The sequence below is a fragment of the Acidovorax sp. KKS102 genome (assembly GCF_000302535.1).
Taxonomy (GTDB): Bacteria; Pseudomonadota; Gammaproteobacteria; order Burkholderiales; family Burkholderiaceae_C; genus Acidovorax.
Window position 1 is genome coordinate 1,680,217 of record NC_018708.1, and the last position, 19,728, is coordinate 1,699,944.

Annotated in this window: 16 protein-coding genes; 6 read left to right on the top strand and 10 right to left on the bottom strand. The window is 66.1% G+C overall.

Annotation, left to right across the window (positions count from 1 at the left end; genetic code table 11):
- The first annotated feature begins 10 nt into the window (after positions 1-10).
- The 3 genes from C380_RS07660 to C380_RS07670 all read left to right on the top strand — a co-directional run bounded on the left by C380_RS07660 (position 11) and on the right by C380_RS07670 (position 3,204).
- Positions 11-1,207, top strand: a complete 1,197-nt coding sequence (locus tag C380_RS07660; protein WP_015013287.1) for an ABC transporter substrate-binding protein — start codon at positions 11-13, stop codon at positions 1,205-1,207.
- Positions 1,208-1,305: 98 nt separating this feature from the next.
- The gene (locus C380_RS07665) at positions 1,306-2,190 is read left to right on the top strand and encodes a branched-chain amino acid ABC transporter permease (protein ID WP_015013288.1); all 885 of its coding nucleotides are present in this window, start codon (positions 1,306-1,308) and stop codon (positions 2,188-2,190) included.
- Between the two features lie 12 nt (positions 2,191-2,202).
- A complete protein-coding gene (locus C380_RS07670; protein ID WP_015013289.1) occupies positions 2,203-3,204 on the top strand; it encodes a branched-chain amino acid ABC transporter permease in 1,002 nt (333 codons plus the stop codon).
- A 56-nt stretch (positions 3,205-3,260) separates the two neighbouring features.
- On the opposite strand, the gene C380_RS07675 is transcribed toward C380_RS07670, so the two are convergent.
- The 3 genes from C380_RS07675 to C380_RS07685 form a co-directional block, all read right to left on the bottom strand.
- The gene (locus tag C380_RS07675; RefSeq protein WP_369750487.1) at positions 3,261-4,409 is read right to left on the bottom strand and encodes a lipocalin-like domain-containing protein; all 1,149 of its coding nucleotides are present in this window, start codon (positions 4,407-4,409) and stop codon (positions 3,261-3,263) included.
- A 20-nt stretch (positions 4,410-4,429) separates the two neighbouring features.
- Positions 4,430-5,488 carry a PLP-dependent cysteine synthase family protein gene (locus C380_RS07680; RefSeq protein WP_238544077.1) on the bottom strand — a complete coding sequence of 353 codons (1,059 nt, stop codon included), beginning with the start codon at positions 5,486-5,488 and terminating at the stop codon, positions 4,430-4,432.
- Positions 5,489-5,595: 107 nt separating this feature from the next.
- Positions 5,596-6,537, bottom strand: coding sequence for a LysR family transcriptional regulator (locus C380_RS07685; RefSeq protein ID WP_015013292.1), 942 nt, complete (start codon positions 6,535-6,537; stop codon positions 5,596-5,598).
- A 107-nt stretch (positions 6,538-6,644) separates the two neighbouring features.
- Here C380_RS07685 and C380_RS07690 point away from each other — a divergent pair, with 107 nt between their 5' ends.
- On the top strand, positions 6,645-6,929 hold the full coding sequence (locus C380_RS07690) for a DUF4242 domain-containing protein (RefSeq protein WP_015013293.1): 285 nt from the start codon (positions 6,645-6,647) through the stop codon (positions 6,927-6,929).
- 107 nt (positions 6,930-7,036) lie between these two features.
- Here the strand turns inward: C380_RS07690 and C380_RS07695 are convergent, their stop codons facing one another.
- Positions 7,037-9,727 carry an FtsX-like permease family protein gene (locus tag C380_RS07695; protein WP_015013294.1) on the bottom strand — a complete coding sequence of 897 codons (2,691 nt, stop codon included), beginning with the start codon at positions 9,725-9,727 and terminating at the stop codon, positions 7,037-7,039.
- A gap of 159 nt (positions 9,728-9,886) precedes the next feature.
- Between C380_RS07695 and C380_RS07700 the strand changes: the two genes are divergently transcribed.
- Complete coding sequence (locus tag C380_RS07700) at positions 9,887-10,315, top strand: Hsp20/alpha crystallin family protein (protein ID WP_015013295.1); 429 nt, start codon at positions 9,887-9,889, stop codon at positions 10,313-10,315.
- Between the two features lie 316 nt (positions 10,316-10,631).
- Here C380_RS07700 and C380_RS07705 read toward each other — a convergent pair whose 3' ends face one another.
- The 3 genes from C380_RS07705 to C380_RS07715 are packed head-to-tail and all read right to left on the bottom strand — an operon-like array spanning position 10,632 to position 13,508.
- Positions 10,632-11,282: an ABC transporter ATP-binding protein gene (locus tag C380_RS07705; RefSeq protein WP_015013296.1), complete on the bottom strand. Its 651-nt coding sequence runs from the start codon at positions 11,280-11,282 to the stop codon at positions 10,632-10,634.
- A complete protein-coding gene (miaA, locus tag C380_RS07710; RefSeq protein ID WP_015013297.1) occupies positions 11,279-12,280 on the bottom strand; it encodes a tRNA (adenosine(37)-N6)-dimethylallyltransferase MiaA in 1,002 nt (333 codons plus the stop codon). Before miaA ends, C380_RS07705 begins: the two co-directional genes overlap by 4 nt.
- Positions 12,267-13,508 (bottom strand): multidrug effflux MFS transporter, encoded by a 1,242-nt coding sequence (locus C380_RS07715; RefSeq protein ID WP_015013298.1) that lies wholly within the window; start codon positions 13,506-13,508, stop codon positions 12,267-12,269. Before C380_RS07715 ends, miaA begins: the two co-directional genes overlap by 14 nt.
- Positions 13,509-13,743: 235 nt before the next feature.
- Between C380_RS07715 and C380_RS07720 the strand changes: the two genes are divergently transcribed.
- The gene (locus tag C380_RS07720; protein WP_015013299.1) at positions 13,744-15,126 is read left to right on the top strand and encodes a serine hydrolase; all 1,383 of its coding nucleotides are present in this window, start codon (positions 13,744-13,746) and stop codon (positions 15,124-15,126) included.
- 51 nt (positions 15,127-15,177) lie between these two features.
- Here C380_RS07720 and C380_RS07725 read toward each other — a convergent pair whose 3' ends face one another.
- The 3 genes from C380_RS07725 to C380_RS07735 form a co-directional block, all read right to left on the bottom strand.
- On the bottom strand, positions 15,178-16,011 hold the full coding sequence (locus C380_RS07725) for an alpha/beta hydrolase (protein ID WP_015013300.1): 834 nt from the start codon (positions 16,009-16,011) through the stop codon (positions 15,178-15,180).
- Positions 16,012-16,114: 103 nt separating this feature from the next.
- The gene (locus tag C380_RS07730) at positions 16,115-18,514 is read right to left on the bottom strand and encodes a GspE/PulE family protein (protein ID WP_015013301.1); all 2,400 of its coding nucleotides are present in this window, start codon (positions 18,512-18,514) and stop codon (positions 16,115-16,117) included.
- Positions 18,515-18,528: 14 nt separating this feature from the next.
- Complete coding sequence (locus C380_RS07735; protein ID WP_015013302.1) at positions 18,529-19,662, bottom strand: PilT/PilU family type 4a pilus ATPase; 1,134 nt, start codon at positions 19,660-19,662, stop codon at positions 18,529-18,531.
- Between the last annotated feature and the right edge of the window lie 66 nt (positions 19,663-19,728).

Sequence of the window (19,728 nt, forward strand, 5' to 3'; positions counted from 1 at the left end):
AGACAAATCCATGAAGAAACAACTCAAAGTGCTGGCACTGATGCTGGGCGTTGCAGGTCTGGCCACGTCGGCCGCGCACGCGCAGGACAAGGTCAAGATCGGTTTCATCACCGACATGTCCAGCCTGTATGCGGACGTGGAAGGCAAGAACGGTGCGGTCGCCATCCAGATGGCGATTGACGATTTCGGAGGCAAGGTACTGGGCCAGCCGATCGAGCTGATCTCTGCGGACCACCAGAACAAGGCCGACATCGCAGCCTCCAAGGCGCGCGAATGGATCGACACCCAGGGTGTGACGATGGTCTTCGGCGGCACCAACTCCGGTACCGCACTGGCCACGGCCAAGGTGGCAGCCGAGAAGAAGCGCGTCTACATCAACAACGGCGCTGCCACCTCGGCCCTGACCAACGAGCAGTGCTCGCCCTACACCGTGCACTATGCGTACGACACCGTGGCACTGGCCAAGGGCACGGGCTCGGCCATTGTGGACGGTGGTGGCAAGAGCTGGTACTTCCTGACGGCAGACTACGCCTTCGGCCATGCGCTCGAAGCCGACACCACCGCCGTGGTCAAGGCCAAGGGCGGCAACGTGGTGGGTGCTGTGCGCCACCCGCTGAACGCGTCGGACTTCTCGTCCTTCCTGCTGCAGGCACAGAACTCCAAGGCGCAAATCCTGGGCCTGGCCAATGCAGGTGGTGACACCATCAACTCCATCAAGGCTGCCAAAGAGTTCGGCATCGGCAAGAGCATGAAGCTCGCCGGCCTGCTGATCTTCATCTCCGACGTGCACAGTCTGGGCCTGCGCAACACCGAAGGCCTGCAGTTCACCACCAGCTGGTACTGGGACCTGAACGACGAGACCCGCAAGTTCTCGGCCCGCTTCTTCGAGAAGACCAAGCGCATGCCGACCGAAATCCAGGCGGCTGACTACTCGGCCACCATGAACTACCTCAAGGCCGTGGAAGCCGCCAAGTCGGTGGACGCCGACAAGGTCATGACCACATGGCGCGGCATGAAGATGAACGACTTCTTCGGCTCGGGCCAGCTGCGCGCCGACGGCCGTTATGTGCACGACATGTACCTGATGGAAGTGAAAAAGCCTGCAGAGTCCACCAAGCCCTGGGACTACTACAAGCTGATCAAGAAGCTGCCTGGTGACTCCGTGTTCACCACCAAGGCCGAGAGCAAGTGCCCGCTCTGGAAGTAAACCCCTGAGAGGGCTCACGCCGGCCTGGCTGTCCCTGCGGGGCGCCGGGCCCGGTGTGGTCCTCTGACCTGAACTCTCTCCACCTGCTGCTGCCTCCCATGGAAATCTTTGGTGTCTCACTGCCCGGCCTGTTGAGCCAGCTCCTTCTGGGGCTGGTCAACGGATCGTTCTACGCAATCCTCAGCCTGGGGCTGGCTGTGATCTTTGGCCTGCTCAACGTCATCAACTTTGCGCACGGCGCACTGTTCATGACCGGGGCGTTGCTGACCTGGATGGCCATGAATTACTTTGGCATCAACTACTGGTTGATGCTGGTGCTGGCACCGCTGGTGGTGGGCCTGTTCGGTGTGCTGATCGAGCGCCTGCTGCTGCGCTGGATCTACAAGCTCGACCATCTGTACGGCCTGCTGCTCACGCTGGGCCTGACCCTGCTGATCGAAGGCGTGTTCCGCTCCATCTATGGCGTGTCGGGCCTGGGCTACGACACCCCCGAACTGCTGGAAGGCGCGACCAACCTCGGCTTCATGATCATGCCCAACTACCGCGCGTGGGTGGTCGTGGCCTCGGTGGTGGTGTGTATCGGCACCTGGTACGTGATCGAAAAAACCAAACTCGGCGCCTATCTGCGGGCCGGTACCGAAAACCCGCGCCTAGTGGAAGCCTTCGGCATCAACGTGCCGGTGATGGTGACACTGACCTACGCCTTTGGTGCTGCCCTGGCCGCCTTCGCGGGGGTGCTGGCTGCTCCCGTGTACCAGGTCACGCCGCTCATGGGGCAGAACCTCATCATCGTGGTGTTTGCCGTGGTGGTGATTGGCGGCATGGGCTCCATCATGGGCTCCATCCTCACCGGGCTGGGCCTGGGGGTCATCGAAGGCTTCACCAAGGTGTTCTACCCCGAGGCGTCTTCCACCGTGGTGTTCGTCATCATGGTCATCGTTCTCCTCATTCGCCCCGCCGGCCTGTTCGGCAAAGAAAAATAAGGGGCTGCCAGCATGAATTCCAAGAACACTGCCACCATTGGTTACGGCCTGCTGTTGCTGGCCCTCATTGCCGCGCCTTTTCTAGGTGCGTATCCAGTCTTTGTGATGAAGCTCATGTGCTTTGCACTGTTTGCTTCAGCGTTCAACCTGCTGCTTGGGTACACCGGTCTGCTGTCTTTCGGCCATGCAGCCTTCCTTGGTGGCGCTGCCTACGTGGCCGGCCACGCCATCAAGGTGTGGGGCCTGACGCCTGAAGTGGGCCTGCTGCTGGGCACCGCCGGGGGCGCGCTGCTGGGCTTGCTGTTTGGCTGGCTGGCCATTCGCCGCCAGGGCATCTACTTCTCCATGATCACGCTGGCGTTGGCGCAGATGCTGTTCTTCGCCTGCCTGCAAGCCCCCTTCACGGGCGGTGAGGACGGCCTGCAAGGCGTGCCGCGCGGCAAGCTGTTTGGCGTGATCGATCTCAAGAGTGACTTGGTCATGTACTACGTGGCGCTGGTCATCGTGGTCGCTGCGTTCCTGCTGATCGTGCGCACCATCCACTCGCCGTTTGGCCAGGTGCTCAAGGGCATCAAGGAGAACGAGCCCCGCGCCATCTCGCTGGGCTACGACACGCACCGCTTCAAGCTGCTCGCTTTTGTGCTGTCGGCCGCCCTCGCAGGTCTCGCCGGCGCGCTCAAAACGCTGGTGCTGGGCTTTGCCACGCTGTCGGACGTGCACTGGACGGCCTCGGGCCAGGTCATCTTGATGACGCTGGTGGGTGGCCTGGGCACGCTGTCGGGCCCGCTCATCGGCTCGGCTGTGGTGGTGCTGCTGGAGAACAAGATTGGCGAGTTTGGCAACCTGCTGGCCGCACTGACCAGCGTGGAATGGTTCAAGACCCTGGGCGAGTCGGTCACCATGGTCACGGGCCTGATCTTCGTGATCTGCGTGCTGGCTTTCCGCCGCGGCATCATGGGCGAGATCATCGCCTGGCTGGCACAACGCCGCGCAGGCAACTCTGCCAAGCATTGACGAAGTGACACCGCCCGATCTGGCGGTATCTTTCTGACATCAAGCCGCTGCAGCCTTCACAGGCGCAGCGGCTTTGCATATCCGGTCATCTCCAGGTAACCCCTGCCCACGGGCTGGCCTGTGGCACCCATCAGGTCCGACAGCCCTTCCCAGTAGATCGCACCCGTCGATCCGCTACTGTCCAGCTCCTGGCTGTCCAGCAGCGCATTCACTGCAAAGGTGCCTGCGGGCGTTTGCACCTGCCATTGCACCGGGTAGCGCGCGCCACTGCGCGGGCTGGTCCACCACCGCAAGGGGGTGAACGCCACAGACTGCGCCCCAAACACCTGCACCGGCTGCCCGGGGGGGCGCCACGATCCACCCGCCCACAACGCGGTGCCGTCAGCCCGCCGCAGGCGGAAGGCTGTCAACGCGCTGCCGTTGTGCAGGTTCATGCCAATCCAATCCCACCCCTGGGCGTCTGGGTGTAGGAGTGCCTCGCTCCACTCGTGGTCCATCCAGGCGCGGCCGGTGTCGGGCGTCACCGCCATGCGCTTGCTGCCCACCTGCAACGTGCCGCTGACGGCGAGCTGGGGCTGGCTGTAGTAGTAGCTGGCCTGCTCGGCGTCCGGCCCCTTGCGGGACAGCCCTTGCTGCCCCTGCAGCAGCACGGGCTGGGTGCTGTCAAACACCAGGTCCAGCCCAAACTCGCTGCCCACGATGTGGGTGGTGTAGCGGCTGGCCGCAAAGTCCAGCTTTCCGTGTGAGGTGTCGCTGCGTTCCAGCGTCCAGTCCTGCAGACGGATGCGGGTGTCGGCGTGACTGGCCTGCGCCATCCCAAAACCTACACGCGCAATCCGCTGGTCATGCACCAGCCGCTGGCCTCGCACATCGGTGATGGCAGCGTGCGCAAACAGCAGGTGTTTGGCCGCAAAGGCCGACTGCAACTGCTGCGTGCCATCCACCCGCGAGCGGAAGAACGTGATCTGAAAACCCCAGGGTTGCCCCTGCGCCTGCACATGGCCGGTGATGTACCACCACTCCGTGCGCAGCTCCGGGTGACTGCCGTGATCGCGCGGAAAGACCAGCGCGCGTGCCGGCAAGGCATGCGCGGCAGGGGGCAGCCACTCTGCAGCCCCCACGGCCGCCATGCCCCAGGGCATCTGCTGGGCCAGCCACTGCCGGCGCGTGACCATGGGGCCGGGGGGCAAAGCAGAAGAGGGCATGGTGCAGTGCTTGGCTGGCATCAGCCGATCAGGCCATCCACCTTCTGCTGCGCAGCCGAGCAATCGCCAAACGTGCGGTCCACCCATGCCGTGTCGAAATACGTGGGCAGATACCGCTCGCCCGCATCACACAGCAGCGACAGGATGGAGCCGCGCTCGCCCCGCTCACGCATCTCGCTGGCCAGTGTGAGCATGGCCACAAAGTTGGTGCCCGTGGACGGGCCTACGCGCCGCCCCAGCAACTGCGACAGCGCGCGCATGGCGGCAATGGATTCGCAGTCCGCCACATCCACCATGCGGTCCACCAGCGTGCGGATGAAGCTGGGCTCCACACGCGGGCGGCCAATGCCTTCAATGCGCGATCCTGGCGCCGTCAGCTGCGCATCACCCGTGCGGTGGTAGGCGCTGAATACCGACCCTGCCGGGTCGGCCACACACACCTGCGTGGCATGGCGCTGGTAGCGCACATAGCGGCCAATGGTGGCACTGGTGCCGCCCGTGCCCGCGCCCACCACAATCCAGCGCGGCACAGGGTGCGGCTCGCGCGCCATCTGCGTGAACATGCTCTCGGCAATGTTGTTGTTGCCCCGCCAGTCGGTCGCGCGCTCGGCAGAGGTGAACTGGTCCATGTAGTGGCCGCCCGTTTCTTCGGCAATCGCACGGGCCGCGTCGTACACCGCGCCTGCGCTGTCCACAAAGTGGCAACGACCGCCATGGAACTCGATCTGCGCAATCTTTTCTGGCGAGGTGCTGCGCGGCATCACCGCCACAAACGGCAACCCCAGCAGCCGCGCAAAGTAGGCCTCGCTCACCGCCGTGGAGCCGCTGGAGGATTCGACGATGGTCGAGCCTTCATGCACCCAGCCATTGCACAGCGCATACAAAAACAGCGACCGCGCCAGCCGGTGCTTCAGGCTGCCCGTGGGGTGGGTGGATTCGTCCTTGAGGTACAGATCAATGCCATGCGCGGCGAAGGCGGGCAGGCGCAGCGGGATCAGGTGGGTGTCGGCACTGCGCTGGTAGTCGGCTTCGATGCGGGCGATGGCTTCGTGGAGCCAGGGGCTGCTGGGGCTGGTCATGCAGGGATTGTCGTGCATGCCGTACGAATCTCGCCCTTAGGTAGCTGGCGGGTTCCGCTCCTGCCCGGACGTCTTGAACCATGACAACCCGAGACATGCCGTCGCCCTTATCCACCGAGGGTTTCCAGCCAGCGCCGGGTCTCACCGGCTTCGTCCAGCAACCATTGGCGAAAGCGCCTCAACTGCGGGCGCTGCAGGGTTTCGGCACGAAAACGCACCTGGAAAGCATGCGATGTACGGCGGCCGCTCGACACCGGAAACGGCAGCGAGAGCCGTCCCGCATCAATCGCCCCGCGCAGCAGCGCAATGCCGCAAAGTGCAAAACCTGCGTTGGCCATCACGGCGTCCACCGCAGGCGCGATGCGCTGGAATCGAATCCCGCGCTCGGGCGCTGTCCGTACCAGTTTCTCGGAAGCGAGCCATTCGGCCCACTTTGGTGAATCCGGATCGTTGCGGTAGAAGTCCACATGCAGGAGTGGAAAGCCCTCTAATCGCGTCTCGCCGCCCTTGGCTTCGACACGGTGTTCGTTCTCGGGAGAGGTGACGGGCAGCACAAGGTCGTGAAACAGCAGCTCGCCGGGTCGGTCCTCGCCAGCGCGGACGCTGCCGATGGGCCCGAAGAAGATTTCGCAGTCTGCTGCCACCATGCGCCGCCGTGGTTCCCCTTCTCCGTTGATCTCAAGCTGAATGTTGGGGTGCCTGGCCTGGAATGCCACCAGCCGTGGGGCCAGCCACAACTCAACGATGTCACTCGCGGCGGCAATGCGTATCTGCTGCCCCTTCTGCAATTCGAGCAGATCCGCTGCTAGCGCCAGCTCGCGAAATGCGGCGTGCAGATGGGGCAGTGCGCCGCTCAGTTCCGGCGTTGGCTGCAGGCCGGATCGACCTCTCACCAGAAGATCGATGCCCAGATAGTCCTCCAACGCCTTCACCCGCTGCCCGACTGCCGCTGGCGTGATGGCGAGCCGGGAAGCAGCACCGGTCAGCGAACCGGTACGCAGCGCAAGTTCAAGAGCCTGCAACGCCCGCAGGTGGCTGGGTTGGTCCATGCGGTCAGACTAAAGCTTTTCTTTCACTGCATCAAGATTATTTAGCTTGATGTCAGGTGGGCGGAGGCTGAAGATGCACTCCTTATCAACTACGAAGGAGTAGAGCGATGTCTCAACTGAAGCGTTTCTTGATCGAGCGTGATATCCCGGGAGTCGGGGGTATGTCGATCGTTGAACTGTGTGGCGCCGCACGCGCATCGAACCAGGCCATTGCCAAGATCGGGCCCACCATCCAGTGGCAACACAGCTACGTGGCGGGCGACAGGACTTTCTGTATTTACCTGGCAGATAGCGAGGCAACCATTCGCGCGCATGCGGAGCTCAGCGGTATCCCCGTGGCCAAAATTACCGAGATTTCGCAAATCATTGACCCGACCACGGCGAACAACTGAGCGACCCGATCCGTGACAGGGAGAAAGGCCGGTTGACTGCGGAAAGCTGCTGTGAGGCTCTGTGGCGGTCAACCGGGCGTGGCGCATCGCGTCATCCTCATCGCGTCTCACCAATCCTCCTTCACCGCCATCACCGCATCCCTCCCCGCCGCAGCCCGCCCCGCCAGCCACGCAGTGACCGTGCCCGACACAACAACTGCAGCACACAGCGCGAGCAACCTCCCCCCCGGCACCGCCAGATCCATCGTCCAGTGAAAACTCTGCGGGTTGACCACGTGCACCAGCACGACCGACACCGCCAGCCCCAGCAGCACGCCTGCCGCTGCACCCACCGCCGTCCATGCAGCGCCTTCGCTAGCCACCACGGTCAGGATCTGCCGCCGCGTGAGGCCCAGGTGGGCGAGCAGGCCAAACTCCTTGCGCCGCGCCAGCACTTGCGCGCTGAAGCTGGCGGCCACGCCAAAGAGGCCAATGCCGATGGCGACGGCCTGCAGCCAGTAGGTGACGGCGAAGCTGCGGTCGAAGATGCGGAGCGAGCGCTCGCGGATGGTGGCGGCGGAGCTGAACTCCACCAGGGCCTCGCCGCTGTCGCCCGCTGCGGCACCCGCCGCAGTGGACGGCTGGCGACCCGCTTGGGTTGCAGCGAGCGCGCGGATGGACGCCTGCAGGGCCGGCACGTCGGTGCCCTCGCTGGGCCACAGGGCCAGGTCGCTGGTGCGGGCGTCGCCGGTCAGGCGCAGCCATACGGCGCGGTCCATCACCACGGCGCCGGTTTGCCGGGCGTAGTCGCGCCAGATGCCTGCTATGTAAAAGATAGCTGCTGGCGCCTGATTCTCTAGCGCTTGGGCGCTAAAAGCCTTGGAAAGTGCAGGCCACTCCATGCCAGGGCGCAGGCCGTACAGGTCCACCACGGCCTCGCTGATGTACACGCCGGTGCGGCCGGGGGGCACGGGCAGGGCCTCGCCCACCAGGGGCAGGGTCTGCGCTGGCTCATCGCCCAAGGGGCGGTTCAGCACCGTGAGGGCGGGCAGGGTGGGGGACAGCTGCAGCGGGCTGGCGCGCAGGGGCTGCACACGGTCCAACCCTGGCAGCTGGGCCACCGCTTCTGCAAAGCCCGCAGGCAGCAACGCCGCCTCACCGCCGCCCGCACCGCCCCCACCGAGGGCCGAGCGCACGTACAGCGGCGACGGCAGCACCGCGTCCAGCCACTGCGTGACCGAGCCGCGAAAGCTGGACACCATCACCGTCAGCGCAACGGCCAGGCTGAGGGATGCGACCACGCCGCCCACCGCGATGGCCGCGCTGCCCCGCATGCGCCGCGCGCGCTCCAGCGCCAGCAGTGGCAGCGCGTGGCGCGCGGCCAGGGGCTGCAGCCACGCCAGCAACCGTGCCATGCCCCAGGGCAGCAGGGCGATGCCGCCCACCAGCAGCAGGGCAATGGCGACGTACGCGGCCAGTGGGATGCCAAATACGGGTGGAGCGTTAGTCAAAATTGCCCCGGTAGCTATCAAAACGATACCAACAGTGCCCTTGTCCGCCTGACTGGCTGCGGCGCCAAGGCCCTTCAGGGTCTGGGCCGGGGGCAGGGTCTGCGCGGCGCGTGCGGGCCACCAGCCACCCGCCAAGGCGGCCGCCACGCCCAGTGCGCCGTACACCAGGGCGGCGGGGGCGCTCCATTGCAGCGGGGGCCGCACGCCCGCAAAGTAGCCACCGCCCAGGTCGCCGCCCAGCAGTTGCAACGCCGTGGCCGCCAGCGCGGTGCCCAGGGCAATGCCCAGCACGCTGCCCAGCAGGCCCAAGGCTGCCGACTCCGCCAGCACCAGCGCCAGCCGCTGGCGCGGTGTGGCGCCCAGCACGGCCAGCAACGCAAACTGCGGCCCGCGCTGCGCCACGCTGAGGGCCAGTACCGAGAACACCAGAAACGCCCCGGTGAACAGCGCCACCAGCGCCAGCACCGTCAGGTTGACCCGGTAGGCGCGCGACAGGTTGCTGATGCGCTGGGTGGCGTCGCCGGGCTGCGCCAGCACCAGGTTGGCGGGCCAGCCGGGCTGCGCGCGCAGTGCGGCCTCCCACGCGGCGCGGTCGGTGCCGGGCTGCAGTTGCAGGTCGATGCGGGTGAGTGCACCCGCGCGGCCAAACAGGTCTTGCGCGGCGCCGATGTCCATCACAGCCAGCGGCGCGCCGCCAGCGGTCACGGTGCCTGCCACCTGCACGGTGAGTGCTGGTTGCAAGCCCACCTGCAGCGTAAGGCGGGGCAGGGGCGACGACGCAGAGGGTGCAGCGGCAGGCAGCCCCAGTGCCTGCAGCGCGGCCGTGTTGAGGAACACCGTGGCGGGGGCGAAGAGGGCGAACCGGTCGGCGCTGTCCCAAGGGCGTGGCACCAGCGCTGGGGCCGTGGTGGGCAGCAGCAGTGCATCGGCGCCTAGCACACGGATGGGAGTGCGAGGGGACTGGTCATTGGTGCCCGCTGCAATCGCGCCCGCTGTGGTGGCTGCCTGCGCCACGGCCGACAGCTCCAGCAGCGGGCTGGCGCGGGCCACCTGCGGGTCGGTGGCCAGACGCTCGTACAGCGCCTCGGGCAGGCTGCCTTGCATGGCGCGCAGCTCCAGGTCGGGCTGACCGTTGACGGCGCGCACGGCCTGCGAGAACTCGTCCAGCGCCGACGCGTTGATCACATGCACGGCAAAAGCCAGCGCCACACCCAGCATCACGGCCGCCACCGCTGCGGCGCTGCGCCAGGGGTGGTGGCGAAGGTCTTGCCAGGAGAAGGTGCGGAGCAGGGCGAGCATGGGCTGCATTGTGGCCGCAGGTATTGGTAGCCTGGGCTTTTGATGCACATCAACCTTGCATTTCCACCCCCTTGAAGACGCGATTCGGCAGGCCTATCTTGGAGTCAGGGCCCGCCCTCCTGCGCAGGCTCAGTTGTCCGTTTCAATCCCTTTTCAGGAGCCAAAACCATGAACTCTCTTGTGACCCGCGGCAGTCTGTTTGACGACTTCTTCAAGGACATTGCCCCCGGCTTTTACGTGCGTCCGCTGCATGGCGATAACCTGCCTTCGCCCAGCCAGATCAAGGTGGATGTGAAGGAAACCGAAAGCGGCTACACGGTGCAGGCCGAAGTGCCCGGCGTGGCCAAGGAGGACATCCATGTCTCGCTCGAAGGCAATGTGGTGAGCCTGCGCGCCGAGGTGCGCCAGCACGATGAAAAGCGGGAAGGCGAAAAGGTGCTGCGCAGCGAGCGCTATTTTGGCGCTGTGGCCCGCAGCTTCCAGCTGCCTGCCGACGTGGACGCCGCGCAGGCCAAGGCCAAGTACGACAACGGCGTGCTGACGCTGAACCTGCCCAAGAAGGTGAACAAGGCAGCGCAGCGGCTGAACATCGAGTGAGCGCGGCTCACACAACCCTTCTGGCGTTGTTGCTGCGTCTTGTCGTACTACACGTACTGCCTGCGACTCAGCGCCTAGCCAGAACCGCTGCGCTGGGTTGTGTGATCCGCTCCATGCGTCCGCAGCCGCTTTGGCTGCGATGGGGCGCTACCTAGGGCAACGCTGAACAAGTCCCTCGCGCACCGCGCACCCCTGCTTTGGGCGGTCTGCAGCGTTGCAAATCCTCGCGATAGCTACGGCTATCGCTGTGGTTTGCGCCTTGCATCCCATCCCAAATCAGGGTGCGCGCCACTGCGGGGACTTTTTCAGCATTGCCCTAGGCCGCGATACCGCTGGCCGTGAGCCGTAGCACCCGGTCGGCCCGCGCCGCGGCGGCGTCGGAATGGGTGACCAGCACCAGCGATGCGCCGTGCTCGCGCGTCTGGGCCAGCAGCAGGTCCATCACGCGCGTGGCGGTGGTGGGGTCGAGGTTACCGGTGGGCTCGTCGGCCAGCAGCAGGGCGGGGCGGTGCACCAGCGCGCGGGCAATGGCCACACGCTGCAGCTGCCCGCCGCTGAGCTGCTGAGGCAGCCGTGCACCCAGCCCTTCCAGGCCCACGGCGGCCAGCATGTGCTGCACGCGGGCGGCATCACTTTGGCCCAGTAGCATCAGCGGCAGGGCCACGTTCTGTGCCACGTCCAGGTGCGGCAACACGTGGAAGGCCTGGAACACAAAACCCACCTGCGCGCGGCGCCACAGGGCGCGGGCAGTGTCGTCCAGCTGGCCCAGGTCGGTGGTGCCGTGGGTGATGCTGCCGGTGTCCCAGGTGTCGAGGCCTGCCAGGCAGTTGAGCAACGTGGACTTGCCCACGCCCGAGTCGCCCACGATGGCGACAAACTCGCCCGGCGCCACGGCGAACTGCACGTTGGCAAACACCGGCGTGCTGCCGTAGTGCTTGCCCAGGTTCTGCACACGCAGCAGCGTCATGGTGTGCGCTGCTCCAGGCGCTGCAGCACGGCCTGCACCAGGTGGGCCACGGCATGGGGCTGATCGCAGGCGATGGCGTGGCGCTGCGGCATGCTGCGCAGCCAGGTGATCTGGCGCTTGGCCAGCTGGCGCGTGGCGGCAATGCCGCGCTCTCGCAGGAAGGCCGTGTTCAACGGCGTGCCAGCGGGGCGGCTGGCCTGGAAGTCGAGTTCTTCCCACACCTGCCGGTAGCCCACGCAGCGCATGGAGGGCAGGTCGGGGTGCAGGTCGCCGCGTGCGCGCAGGGCCGTTACCTCGTCAATGAAGCCACCGGCCAGCATGGCGTCAAAACGCTGGGCGATGCGCTCGTGCAGCCAGGCCCGGTTGTCGGGTTCCAAGGAAAAAAGTGCTCTAGCGCTTTCTGGTAAAGCGCTGTTAGCTCCTGTTTTGGTAGTGTGAAAGCTCGACAGCGGCTGGCCCGAGACATGCCACACCTCCAGCGCGCGCTGGATGCGCTGGCTGTCGCCGGGGGCCAGGCGTGCGGCCGTTACCGGGTCTACACGCGCCAGCTCGGCGTGCAGGGCGGGCCAGCCTTGCTCGGCCGCCTGGGCTTCGATCTTGGCGCGCACCTCGGGGTCGGCGGCAGGCATGTCGTCTATGCCATCAAACAGCGCCTTGAAGTACAGCATGGTGCCGCCCACCAGCAACGGCAGTGCGCCGCGCGCGCGGATCTCGGCGATGAGCCGGGTGGCGTCTTGCACAAACTCGGCCGCGCTGTAGGCCTGCAGCGGGTCGCGGATGTCGATGAGGTGGTGGGGTACGGCGGCGCGCTCGTCGGGCGAGGGTTTGGCGGTGCCGATGTCCATGCCCCGGTACACCAGGGCCGAGTCCACGCTGATGATCTCGACCGGCCGGCCTTGCTTGCCCAGCACGGCAGCCAGCGCCAGCGCGCCGGCCGTCTTGCCGGATGCGGTGGGGCCCGCCAGGGCGATGGTGGGGAGGGTGTCAGGCGTGCTCACGGGGCGCTCCAAACTTCTGCACCAGGGTCCACGAGATCACGGCCAGTGCCACCGACCAGAACCAGATGCCATTGACCAGCGGCCACACCGTGCCATCAAGCCGCATCCCCAGCCAGCCGCCGATGGCAAACGCCGCCAGCATCATCATGAAACCGTTCAATGCCGATGCCACGCCGGCCGCCTTGGGGAAGGGCCCCACCGCGCCGCTTTGCCCGCAGGGCTGGTGGATGCCGTGCCCCACCATGAACAGGTAGAACGGCAGCGTCAGCGCCCAGGGCTGGTGCCAGCCCATCCAGGCCACCAGCGCCATCAGCGTGCCGCCACCGGCGCTCAAGGCCCCGGCAATGGCGACTGTGCGCTGCAAGCCAAAGCGCGCCAGCAGCGCGCGGCACACAAAGGTGCCCCCAAAGTAGGCCACGCAGGCCGAGGCCATGACCCAGCCGTACATGGTGCGCGTGAGGCCGAGCACATCGATGTAAACGAACGAGGACGACGCCAGAAACGTGAACAGGCCGCCGTAGGTGGCCGTGGTCTGCAGTGAAAACGCCCAGAAGGTGGGGTTGCGCAGCACATGCCGCCAGGTGCCCACCAGTGCGCGGGGCTGCAGGGCCTGCGGGTTACGGTGGGACAGGGTCTCGGGCAAGCGCAAGGCCACCAGCGCCAGTGTGACCACGGCGTACACCGTGAGCGCCAGCAGCGCAGCGCGCCAGCCCAGCCATTCGCTCAGCAGGCCCCCCATGGGCGCACAGATGCAGGCCACGATGCCCAGCCCCGTGAGCGCCTTGGACATGGCACGCGCGCCCTCCAGCGGGGTGTACAGGTCGCGCACGATGGCACGCGCGCACATCACCACGGCGCCCATGGCAGCCCCCTGGGCGATGCGCCACAGGATGAGGAGACCCATGGTCGGCGCAAAAGCGCTGCCCAGCGAGGCCGCGGTGTAGATGGTGAGCCCTGCCAGCAGGACGGGGCGGCGGCCAAAGCGGTCAGACAGCGGGCCCCACACCATTTGCGAGCAACCGAACGCGAGCAGCAGCCCGCTGAGCGTGAGCTGCGCGGCCGCCATGGGTGCACCCAGGCTGCGGGTAAGCGCGGGCAGGGCGGGCAGATACAGGTCGGTGGTGACGGGCTGGATGGACAGCAACAGGGCCAGTACCAGAATGGCCAGGCCGGGTTGGACAGAGACAGGGGCGGCCGCAGACGCTGCGGTGGCGGAGGGGGCAGACATATCTGTCTGAGCGTACCAGAAGGGGTGGGTGCGCCGCAGGCAGGTTGATTGCCCTGGGCCAGTGAGAACTTGCGCAGATTTGTGTATGACAAAGGTCGCACCGGTGACATCCTGGCGAGTGCGGGGCGAAGCACCATGGCTGCGCGGTGGCTGGCGGATCGACTGGCCTTGGACGCTGTTCTGAGGGTTGCCGCGCCCAGATGCTGCACAACACAACATAAAAAGGAGACAAGACATGCACAAGATCCACAGCGCCTCTGTGGCGTACCCCCATCCCTCAGTGCGCTCTGCACCGCCCCGGCGTTCTGGCAAAGCCGCTGCAACGCTGTGGCAAACCGCTTGCGCCGTGGCGGCGCTGGGCGTGGCCTTGGCGGCCCCAGCCCAGGCGCAGGCCCCGGCATTGCCTGCGCCCGAGACCGTGACGCTGGACAAGCTGGGCTACATGAGCACCTTCCCGCCCGAGGGGGCGCAGCGGGTGGACCTGAGCAACTCCTACAAATACCCGCAGCTGCGCTGGACCGTGCAGCACCTGCGCGAGCTGCAGCCCACGCGCAATATCCGCAGGGGCGGTGCCGCGCCCTCGGCCCTGCCCGCCGACCCGCGACCGTTGGGCGGTGTGGCATTCGATGACGACAAGGGCCAGCCCATCACGGTGGACCAATGGTTCACCCGCACCTACACCGATGCCCTGGTGGTGATGCACAAGGGTCGCGTGGTGTACGAGCGCTACGACAACCAGATGAAGCCCTACACGCCGCATCTGCTGTTCTCGGTCACCAAGTCGTTCACCGGGCTCATGGCGGCGCAGCTGGCGCACGAGGGCAAGATCGACCCCGAGGCGCTGGTGACCAAGTACGTGCCGGAGCTGGCCGAATCGGCCTGGGGCGACATGAAGGTGCGCGATGTGATGGACATGACGGGCGCCGTGCGCTTCCGCGAGGTCTACACCGACCCGACCACTGAGATCTTTGGCTACAGCTGGTCCAGCGGTCTGCTGCCCCGTTCGCCGGGCTACCAGGGGCCAACCAATGTGTACGACTTCCTCAAGACGCTCAAGAAGGAAGGCGAACACGGCGCCGGTTTTGTGTACCGCACCGTGCATTCGGAGGTGCTGGGCTGGATCGTGTCGCGCGCCACGGGCAAGCACTGGGCGGAGCTGATGAGCGACAACATCTGGCAAAAGCTGGGCACCGAGGAAGATGCGCATGTGATGGTGGACAGCGTGGGCACGCCGCTGCAGGGCGCGGGGCTCAATGCCACGGCGCGCGACCTGGCGCGGTTTGGCGAGATGCTGCGCCTGGGAGGCAGCTTCAACGGCCAGAAGATTTTTGACAAGGCCGTGATCGACGACACCGCCAAGGGCGGCGACCGCGAGAAGTTCAAGATGGGTGGCATGGCCTTTCGGCCCGGCTACAGCTACCGCAACCAGTGGTGGGTGCTGCACAACGCCGATGGTGCCTACGAGGCTGCGGGCATCCACGGCCAGTTCATCCATGTGAACCCTGCCGCCGAGATGGTGGTGGTCAAGCTGTCGTCCCACCCCGTGGCTGGGGCCGGCTTTACCCACCCGCTCACCCTTAAGGCCTGGGCGGCGCTGGCACAGGCGGTGCGCCGCTGACACCGCGCAGCTGGGACGTCGCGGCCGAAATGTCGCGGCGAGCCGCCGCGCTTACTTCAGGTGAAACAGCGAGGCCACGGCCTCGCGGTACTGCCGTTGGCCCACAGAGTTGGTGTTGTGGTGCGAGCCGCCTTCCACCAGCACAAACTGCTTGGGTTCCCGCGCTGCCTCGTACAGCTGGCGGCCCAGCGCGGGGCGGATCAGGCTGTCGTCGCTGCCATGCACCACCAGCAGCGGCGAGCCGATGTCAGCCACCTTGCGGATGGACTCGAACCGCTGCGTGATGAGCGGCGACACCGGCAGCCAGCCCCACTTGAAGGTGCTGACCACGTCGGGGATGCTGGTGAAGGTACCTTCGACGATGGTGCCCTTTTCATCCGGCACCTGGCGTGCCAGGTCGATGGCGATGGCGCCGCCCAGCGAGTGGCCGAAGATGTAGCGGGGCTTGTCCGGGTGCTGCTCGGCCAGCCAGTTCCAGGCGGCACGGGCGTCCTCGGCGGCGGTGGCTTCGGACGGCAGGCCTGCGCTGCTGCGCCCAAAGCCCCGGTAGTCGATGGCCAGCACCGAAAAGCCCAGCTCCTGCATGCGCCGGATGCGGCCCGACGAACCTGCCACGTTCCAGCGCGCGCCGTGCAGGTACAGCATCACCGGCGCGCTGGCCTTCGTGTGGGGCAGCCACAGTCCGTGCAGGCGCTCGGCCTTGCCGGTGGTGTCGGAGGTGAACTCGATCCACACGTCCTGCATGCCTTCGGTGGACGGCGCACCGCCCCAGCTGCGGTCGCTGGGCTGGAAGATCCATTCGCGCTGCTTGGCGTCGAGGGTGGCGCAACCCACGCTCACGGCCACCGCCAGCGCCAGGGATGCAAGGAGAGGGATTCGTTTCATCGTCCGACAGATTCTGGTCCCGGTGCAAAAGTTCGGTGACGACGGAGGGTATTGGAAGACCCCATGGACGATCCCCTGCGAGATCGCCCGTGGGCTCTGGGGTTCAGGAGCAGGCTCCGCGCACGCTGCGCTGGTCGGTCACGCCCTCCAGCACCTTGAGCAACCCGTACTGCAGCAGCCGCAGCATGCCCTGCGCGGTGGCGGCCTCAAACAGCTGGTCCACTGGCGCACGGGTCTGGATCAGCTTCTTGATGCTTGGCGAGGCGGCCATGAGCTCGTAGATGCCCACGCGGCCTTTGTAGCCCGTGTGGTCGCAATGGTTGCACCCTTGGGCACGGTACAGCACCCAGTCCGATGCCCCTGCGGGGACAAAGCGGCTGCGCCAGGGCGCCAGCAGGCTCTCGGGCGCCAGGCCGGTGCCGGCCGCGTAGTCCGTAGCGATCTGCTGCAGCTCGTCGGCGTCCGGGGTGTAGGGCTGCTTGCAGTCGGGGCACAGGCGGCGCGCCAGTCGCTGGCTCAGCACCCCCACCAGCGCGTCGGCAAAGTTGAAAGGGTCCAGCCCCATGTCCAGCATGCGGATCACGCTCTCGGGCGCGCTGTTGGTGTGCAGGGTGGACATCACCATGTGGCCGGTCAGCGAGGCCTCGATGGCGATGTGGGCGGTTTCACTGTCGCGCATTTCGCCCACCATGATGACGTCGGGGTCGGCCCGCAAAAAGGCGCGCATGGCGGTGGCAAACGTGAGCCCGATGCGCGGGTGCATCTGGATCTGGCGCAGGCCGTGGTGCGTGATCTCGATGGGGTCTTCTGCCGTCCAGATCTTGGTGTCCGGGTGGTTCACCTCGGCCAGCAGCGAGTGCAGGGTGGCGGTCTTGCCCGACCCCGTGGGCCCACACACCAGGATCAGGCCATAGCTGCGGTGCACCATCTGCTGCAGTTGTTCGACCAGGGCGCCATCCATGCCCAGCTTGGCCAGCGGGATGGGTTTGGAAGATGCCAGGAGCCGCATCACGATGTCTTCGAGCCCGTTGGTGGTGGGCAGCACGGCCACGCGCAGCTCCAGCTTGGTGTGGCCAAAGCGCGAGAAGTCGATCTTTCCGTCCTGCGGCAGCCGGTGCTCGGAGATGTCCAAGTTGGCCATGATCTTGATGCGCGACAGCAGCGCCGCGCGCAGCACGAACGGGATGCGCATGTATTCGGTCAAATCGCCGTCCACGCGCAGCCGGATCAGCGTGGGCTGCTCCTCGGGGTAGGCCTCGATGTGGATGTCCGACGCGCCCCGTGCCTGGGCGTCCAGGATGGTCTTGTTGACCAGCCGCACCACCAGGCTGTCGTTGTCGGACACCTGCCGCTGCAGGTCTGGGTGGCCCGGCGATGTGTCGCTGGCCGTGAGCCGCTGGGACAGTTGCCGCAGCTCTTCTTCAATCGACAGATCGGTGCGGTCCATGCCCACCTTGGAGTATTCCACCGTGATGCGCGCCGCCAGTTCGTCCGGGTTGGCAATGACGGGCACCACCTGCTTCTGGGCCGAGAACCGCAGCTCGTCCAGGTAGTCGGCATCCACCGGGCTTTCCACCGCCACCACCAGGCTCTTGTCGCTGACCAGCAGGGGCAGCACCTGGTGCTCTACCGCGTATTCCTTGGGCACCAGGCGCAGCACCTCGGGCTGCACCACAAAGCCGTCCAGCGCCACCATCGGAATGCTGAACTGCTGCGCCACCACCTCGGTCAGCTGGGCCCGGCTCAGCGCGCCCATCTCCACCAGGATGTTGCCCAGCAGGTGCTTGTTGCCCCGCTGCATCAGCGTCAGGGCATCCCGCATCTGGTCGTTGCTGACCAGTCCCTGGTTGATGAGGAGGTCGCCCAGCCGCACGGGCACAAAACTGCCGATCTGGGTGATCTGGCCGGCCAGCTGCGCCGGGCTGCGGATGGGTTCGCCGTTGGCCGAGGGGCCTTGCCGCCGCCGCTCCTGCTCGGTCAGGGCCAGTTGCACCGTGTCGGCGCGGACCAGGTTCGACTGGATCAGGTGCTGGCCCAGCAGGCCGCCCACCTGGTAGCTGCGCAGTGCCGTGGTGGGGATGAATATCCGCACGCAGTGCACCGCATCGGTGGTCAGATAGAAGAACAGGCCCTGGCGGGTTTTGACAAAGCCCTTGGTCTCGCCGCGCAGGTTTTCATCGTCGATGAATTGCACGGTGAAGGGGCGCGATGTGGTGTTGACTTCGTGTCCCCCGGCGGCTTGGTAACGCGCCGTCAGGTCGGTATCGGCCGCCAGCGGAATGGGTGGCATCAGCTGGATGCTCTTGATGGCCGCAAACGGCAGTGTCACCGCCGCCGTGCCCTCTGGCGGCATCAGCACGGCGCGTTGTGCCTGCGGGTCAAACTGCTCCAGCACGCCGTGGCGGGTGTCCCCGCCCGTTGTGAAGACGATGGCGTCTGCCGGTGTGACGACATCTGCCGGCCGCGCGTCGCGAAAGAACGGCGGAAACGGCCAATGCTGCATGCGCGCGCTGCCTGTCACGACAGCCGCGAGGCCGACTGCATGGGCGAGGAGGTGTCGATGGAAAGGTCCCCCGCATCCTGCGTGGTCACGCCCGCCGCCAGGCGCACGCGCAGCGCCAGGTCGGTGCGCGAGTCGGCGTTGTGTAGCGCCTCGTCCAGCGAGATGCGGCCGTCGGTGTAGAGCTGGTACAGCGCCTGGTCAAAGGTGCACATGCCGATCTCGGTGCTGTGGCCCATGGCCTCCTTGATGCCGGAGAACTCGCCCTTGGCGATCAGGTCCGCGATGTAGGGCGAGTTGAGCATCACCTCCACCGCAGGCACCAGCTTTTCGTGCAGGCCGGGGATCAGGCGCTGCGAGATCACGCCAGCCAGGTTCAGGCTCAGGTCCATCAGCAGCTGGTGGTGCGCATCCTCGGGGAAGAAGTTGATGACCCGCTCCATGGCCTGGTTGGCATTGTTGGCGTGCAGCGTGGACAGGCACAGGTGGCCCGTCTCGGCATAGGCAATGGCCTGCTTCATGGTGTTGCGGTCGCGGATCTCGCCGATCATGATCACGTCGGGTGCCTCGCGCAGCGCGTTCTTCAGGGCTTCTTCGTACGACTGCGTGTCGATGCCCACCTCGCGCTGGTCCACCACCGAGCGCTTGTGCGCGTGCAAGAACTCCAGCGGGTCTTCGATGGTGAGGATGTGGCCCGTGACGTTCTCGTTGCGGTAGTTGATCATCGACGCCAGCGTGGTCGATTTGCCCGAGCCGGTGGCGCCGGTCACCAGCACCAGGCCACGCTTGCGCAGCACCAGCTTTTCCAGCACCGGGGGCAGGCCCAGTGCGGCCAGTGGCGGGATCTTGTTCTTGATGTAGCGCACCACCATGCCGGTTTCGCCGCGCTGCACAAAAACGTTCACCCGGAAGCGCCCCAGGTTCTCGGCCGAGATCGACAGGTTCATCTCCTGCTTGGCCTCGAACTCGCCGATCTGCTTTTCGTTCATGACCGAGTAGGCCAGTTGCTTGACCTGGCCGGGCAGCAAGGCGGGCATCTTCAACGGGTGGGTGACCCCTTCGATCTTGAGATTGACCGGCGCGCCGACACTGAAAAAGAGGTCCGAGCCTCCCTTTTCGACCATGACGTTCAAGAAGCTGAAGATTTCCATGCCGGACTCCCAAAAGTGTGCGTATTTGTTTCCAGGTGCAGCATAGCCTGCACTGCGCCGCGCGCC

What these genes read in the sequence shown, in the direction of transcription:
- C380_RS07660 (WP_015013287.1), top strand. Translation starts at nt 11, where the DNA reads ATGAAGAAACAACTCAAAGTGCTGGCACTGATGCTGGGCGTTGCAGGT.
- C380_RS07665 (WP_015013288.1), top strand. Translation starts at nt 1,306, where the DNA reads ATGGAAATCTTTGGTGTCTCACTGCCCGGCCTGTTGAGCCAGCTCCTT.
- C380_RS07670 (WP_015013289.1), top strand. Translation starts at nt 2,203, where the DNA reads ATGAATTCCAAGAACACTGCCACCATTGGTTACGGCCTGCTGTTGCTG.
- C380_RS07675 (WP_369750487.1), bottom strand. Translation starts at nt 4,409, where the DNA reads ATGCCCTCTTCTGCTTTGCCCCCCGGCCCCATGGTCACGCGCCGGCAG.
- C380_RS07680 (WP_238544077.1), bottom strand. Translation starts at nt 5,488, where the DNA reads ATGACCAGCCCCAGCAGCCCCTGGCTCCACGAAGCCATCGCCCGCATC.
- C380_RS07685 (WP_015013292.1), bottom strand. Translation starts at nt 6,537, where the DNA reads ATGGACCAACCCAGCCACCTGCGGGCGTTGCAGGCTCTTGAACTTGCG.
- C380_RS07690 (WP_015013293.1), top strand. Translation starts at nt 6,645, where the DNA reads ATGTCTCAACTGAAGCGTTTCTTGATCGAGCGTGATATCCCGGGAGTC.
- C380_RS07695 (WP_015013294.1), bottom strand. Translation starts at nt 9,727, where the DNA reads ATGCAGCCCATGCTCGCCCTGCTCCGCACCTTCTCCTGGCAAGACCTT.
- C380_RS07700 (WP_015013295.1), top strand. Translation starts at nt 9,887, where the DNA reads ATGAACTCTCTTGTGACCCGCGGCAGTCTGTTTGACGACTTCTTCAAG.
- C380_RS07705 (WP_015013296.1), bottom strand. Translation starts at nt 11,282, where the DNA reads ATGACGCTGCTGCGTGTGCAGAACCTGGGCAAGCACTACGGCAGCACG.
- C380_RS07715 (WP_015013298.1), bottom strand. Translation starts at nt 13,508, where the DNA reads ATGTCTGCCCCCTCCGCCACCGCAGCGTCTGCGGCCGCCCCTGTCTCT.
- C380_RS07720 (WP_015013299.1), top strand. Translation starts at nt 13,744, where the DNA reads ATGCACAAGATCCACAGCGCCTCTGTGGCGTACCCCCATCCCTCAGTG.
- C380_RS07725 (WP_015013300.1), bottom strand. Translation starts at nt 16,011, where the DNA reads ATGAAACGAATCCCTCTCCTTGCATCCCTGGCGCTGGCGGTGGCCGTG.
- C380_RS07730 (WP_015013301.1), bottom strand. Translation starts at nt 18,514, where the DNA reads ATGCAGCATTGGCCGTTTCCGCCGTTCTTTCGCGACGCGCGGCCGGCA.
- C380_RS07735 (WP_015013302.1), bottom strand. Translation starts at nt 19,662, where the DNA reads ATGGAAATCTTCAGCTTCTTGAACGTCATGGTCGAAAAGGGAGGCTCG.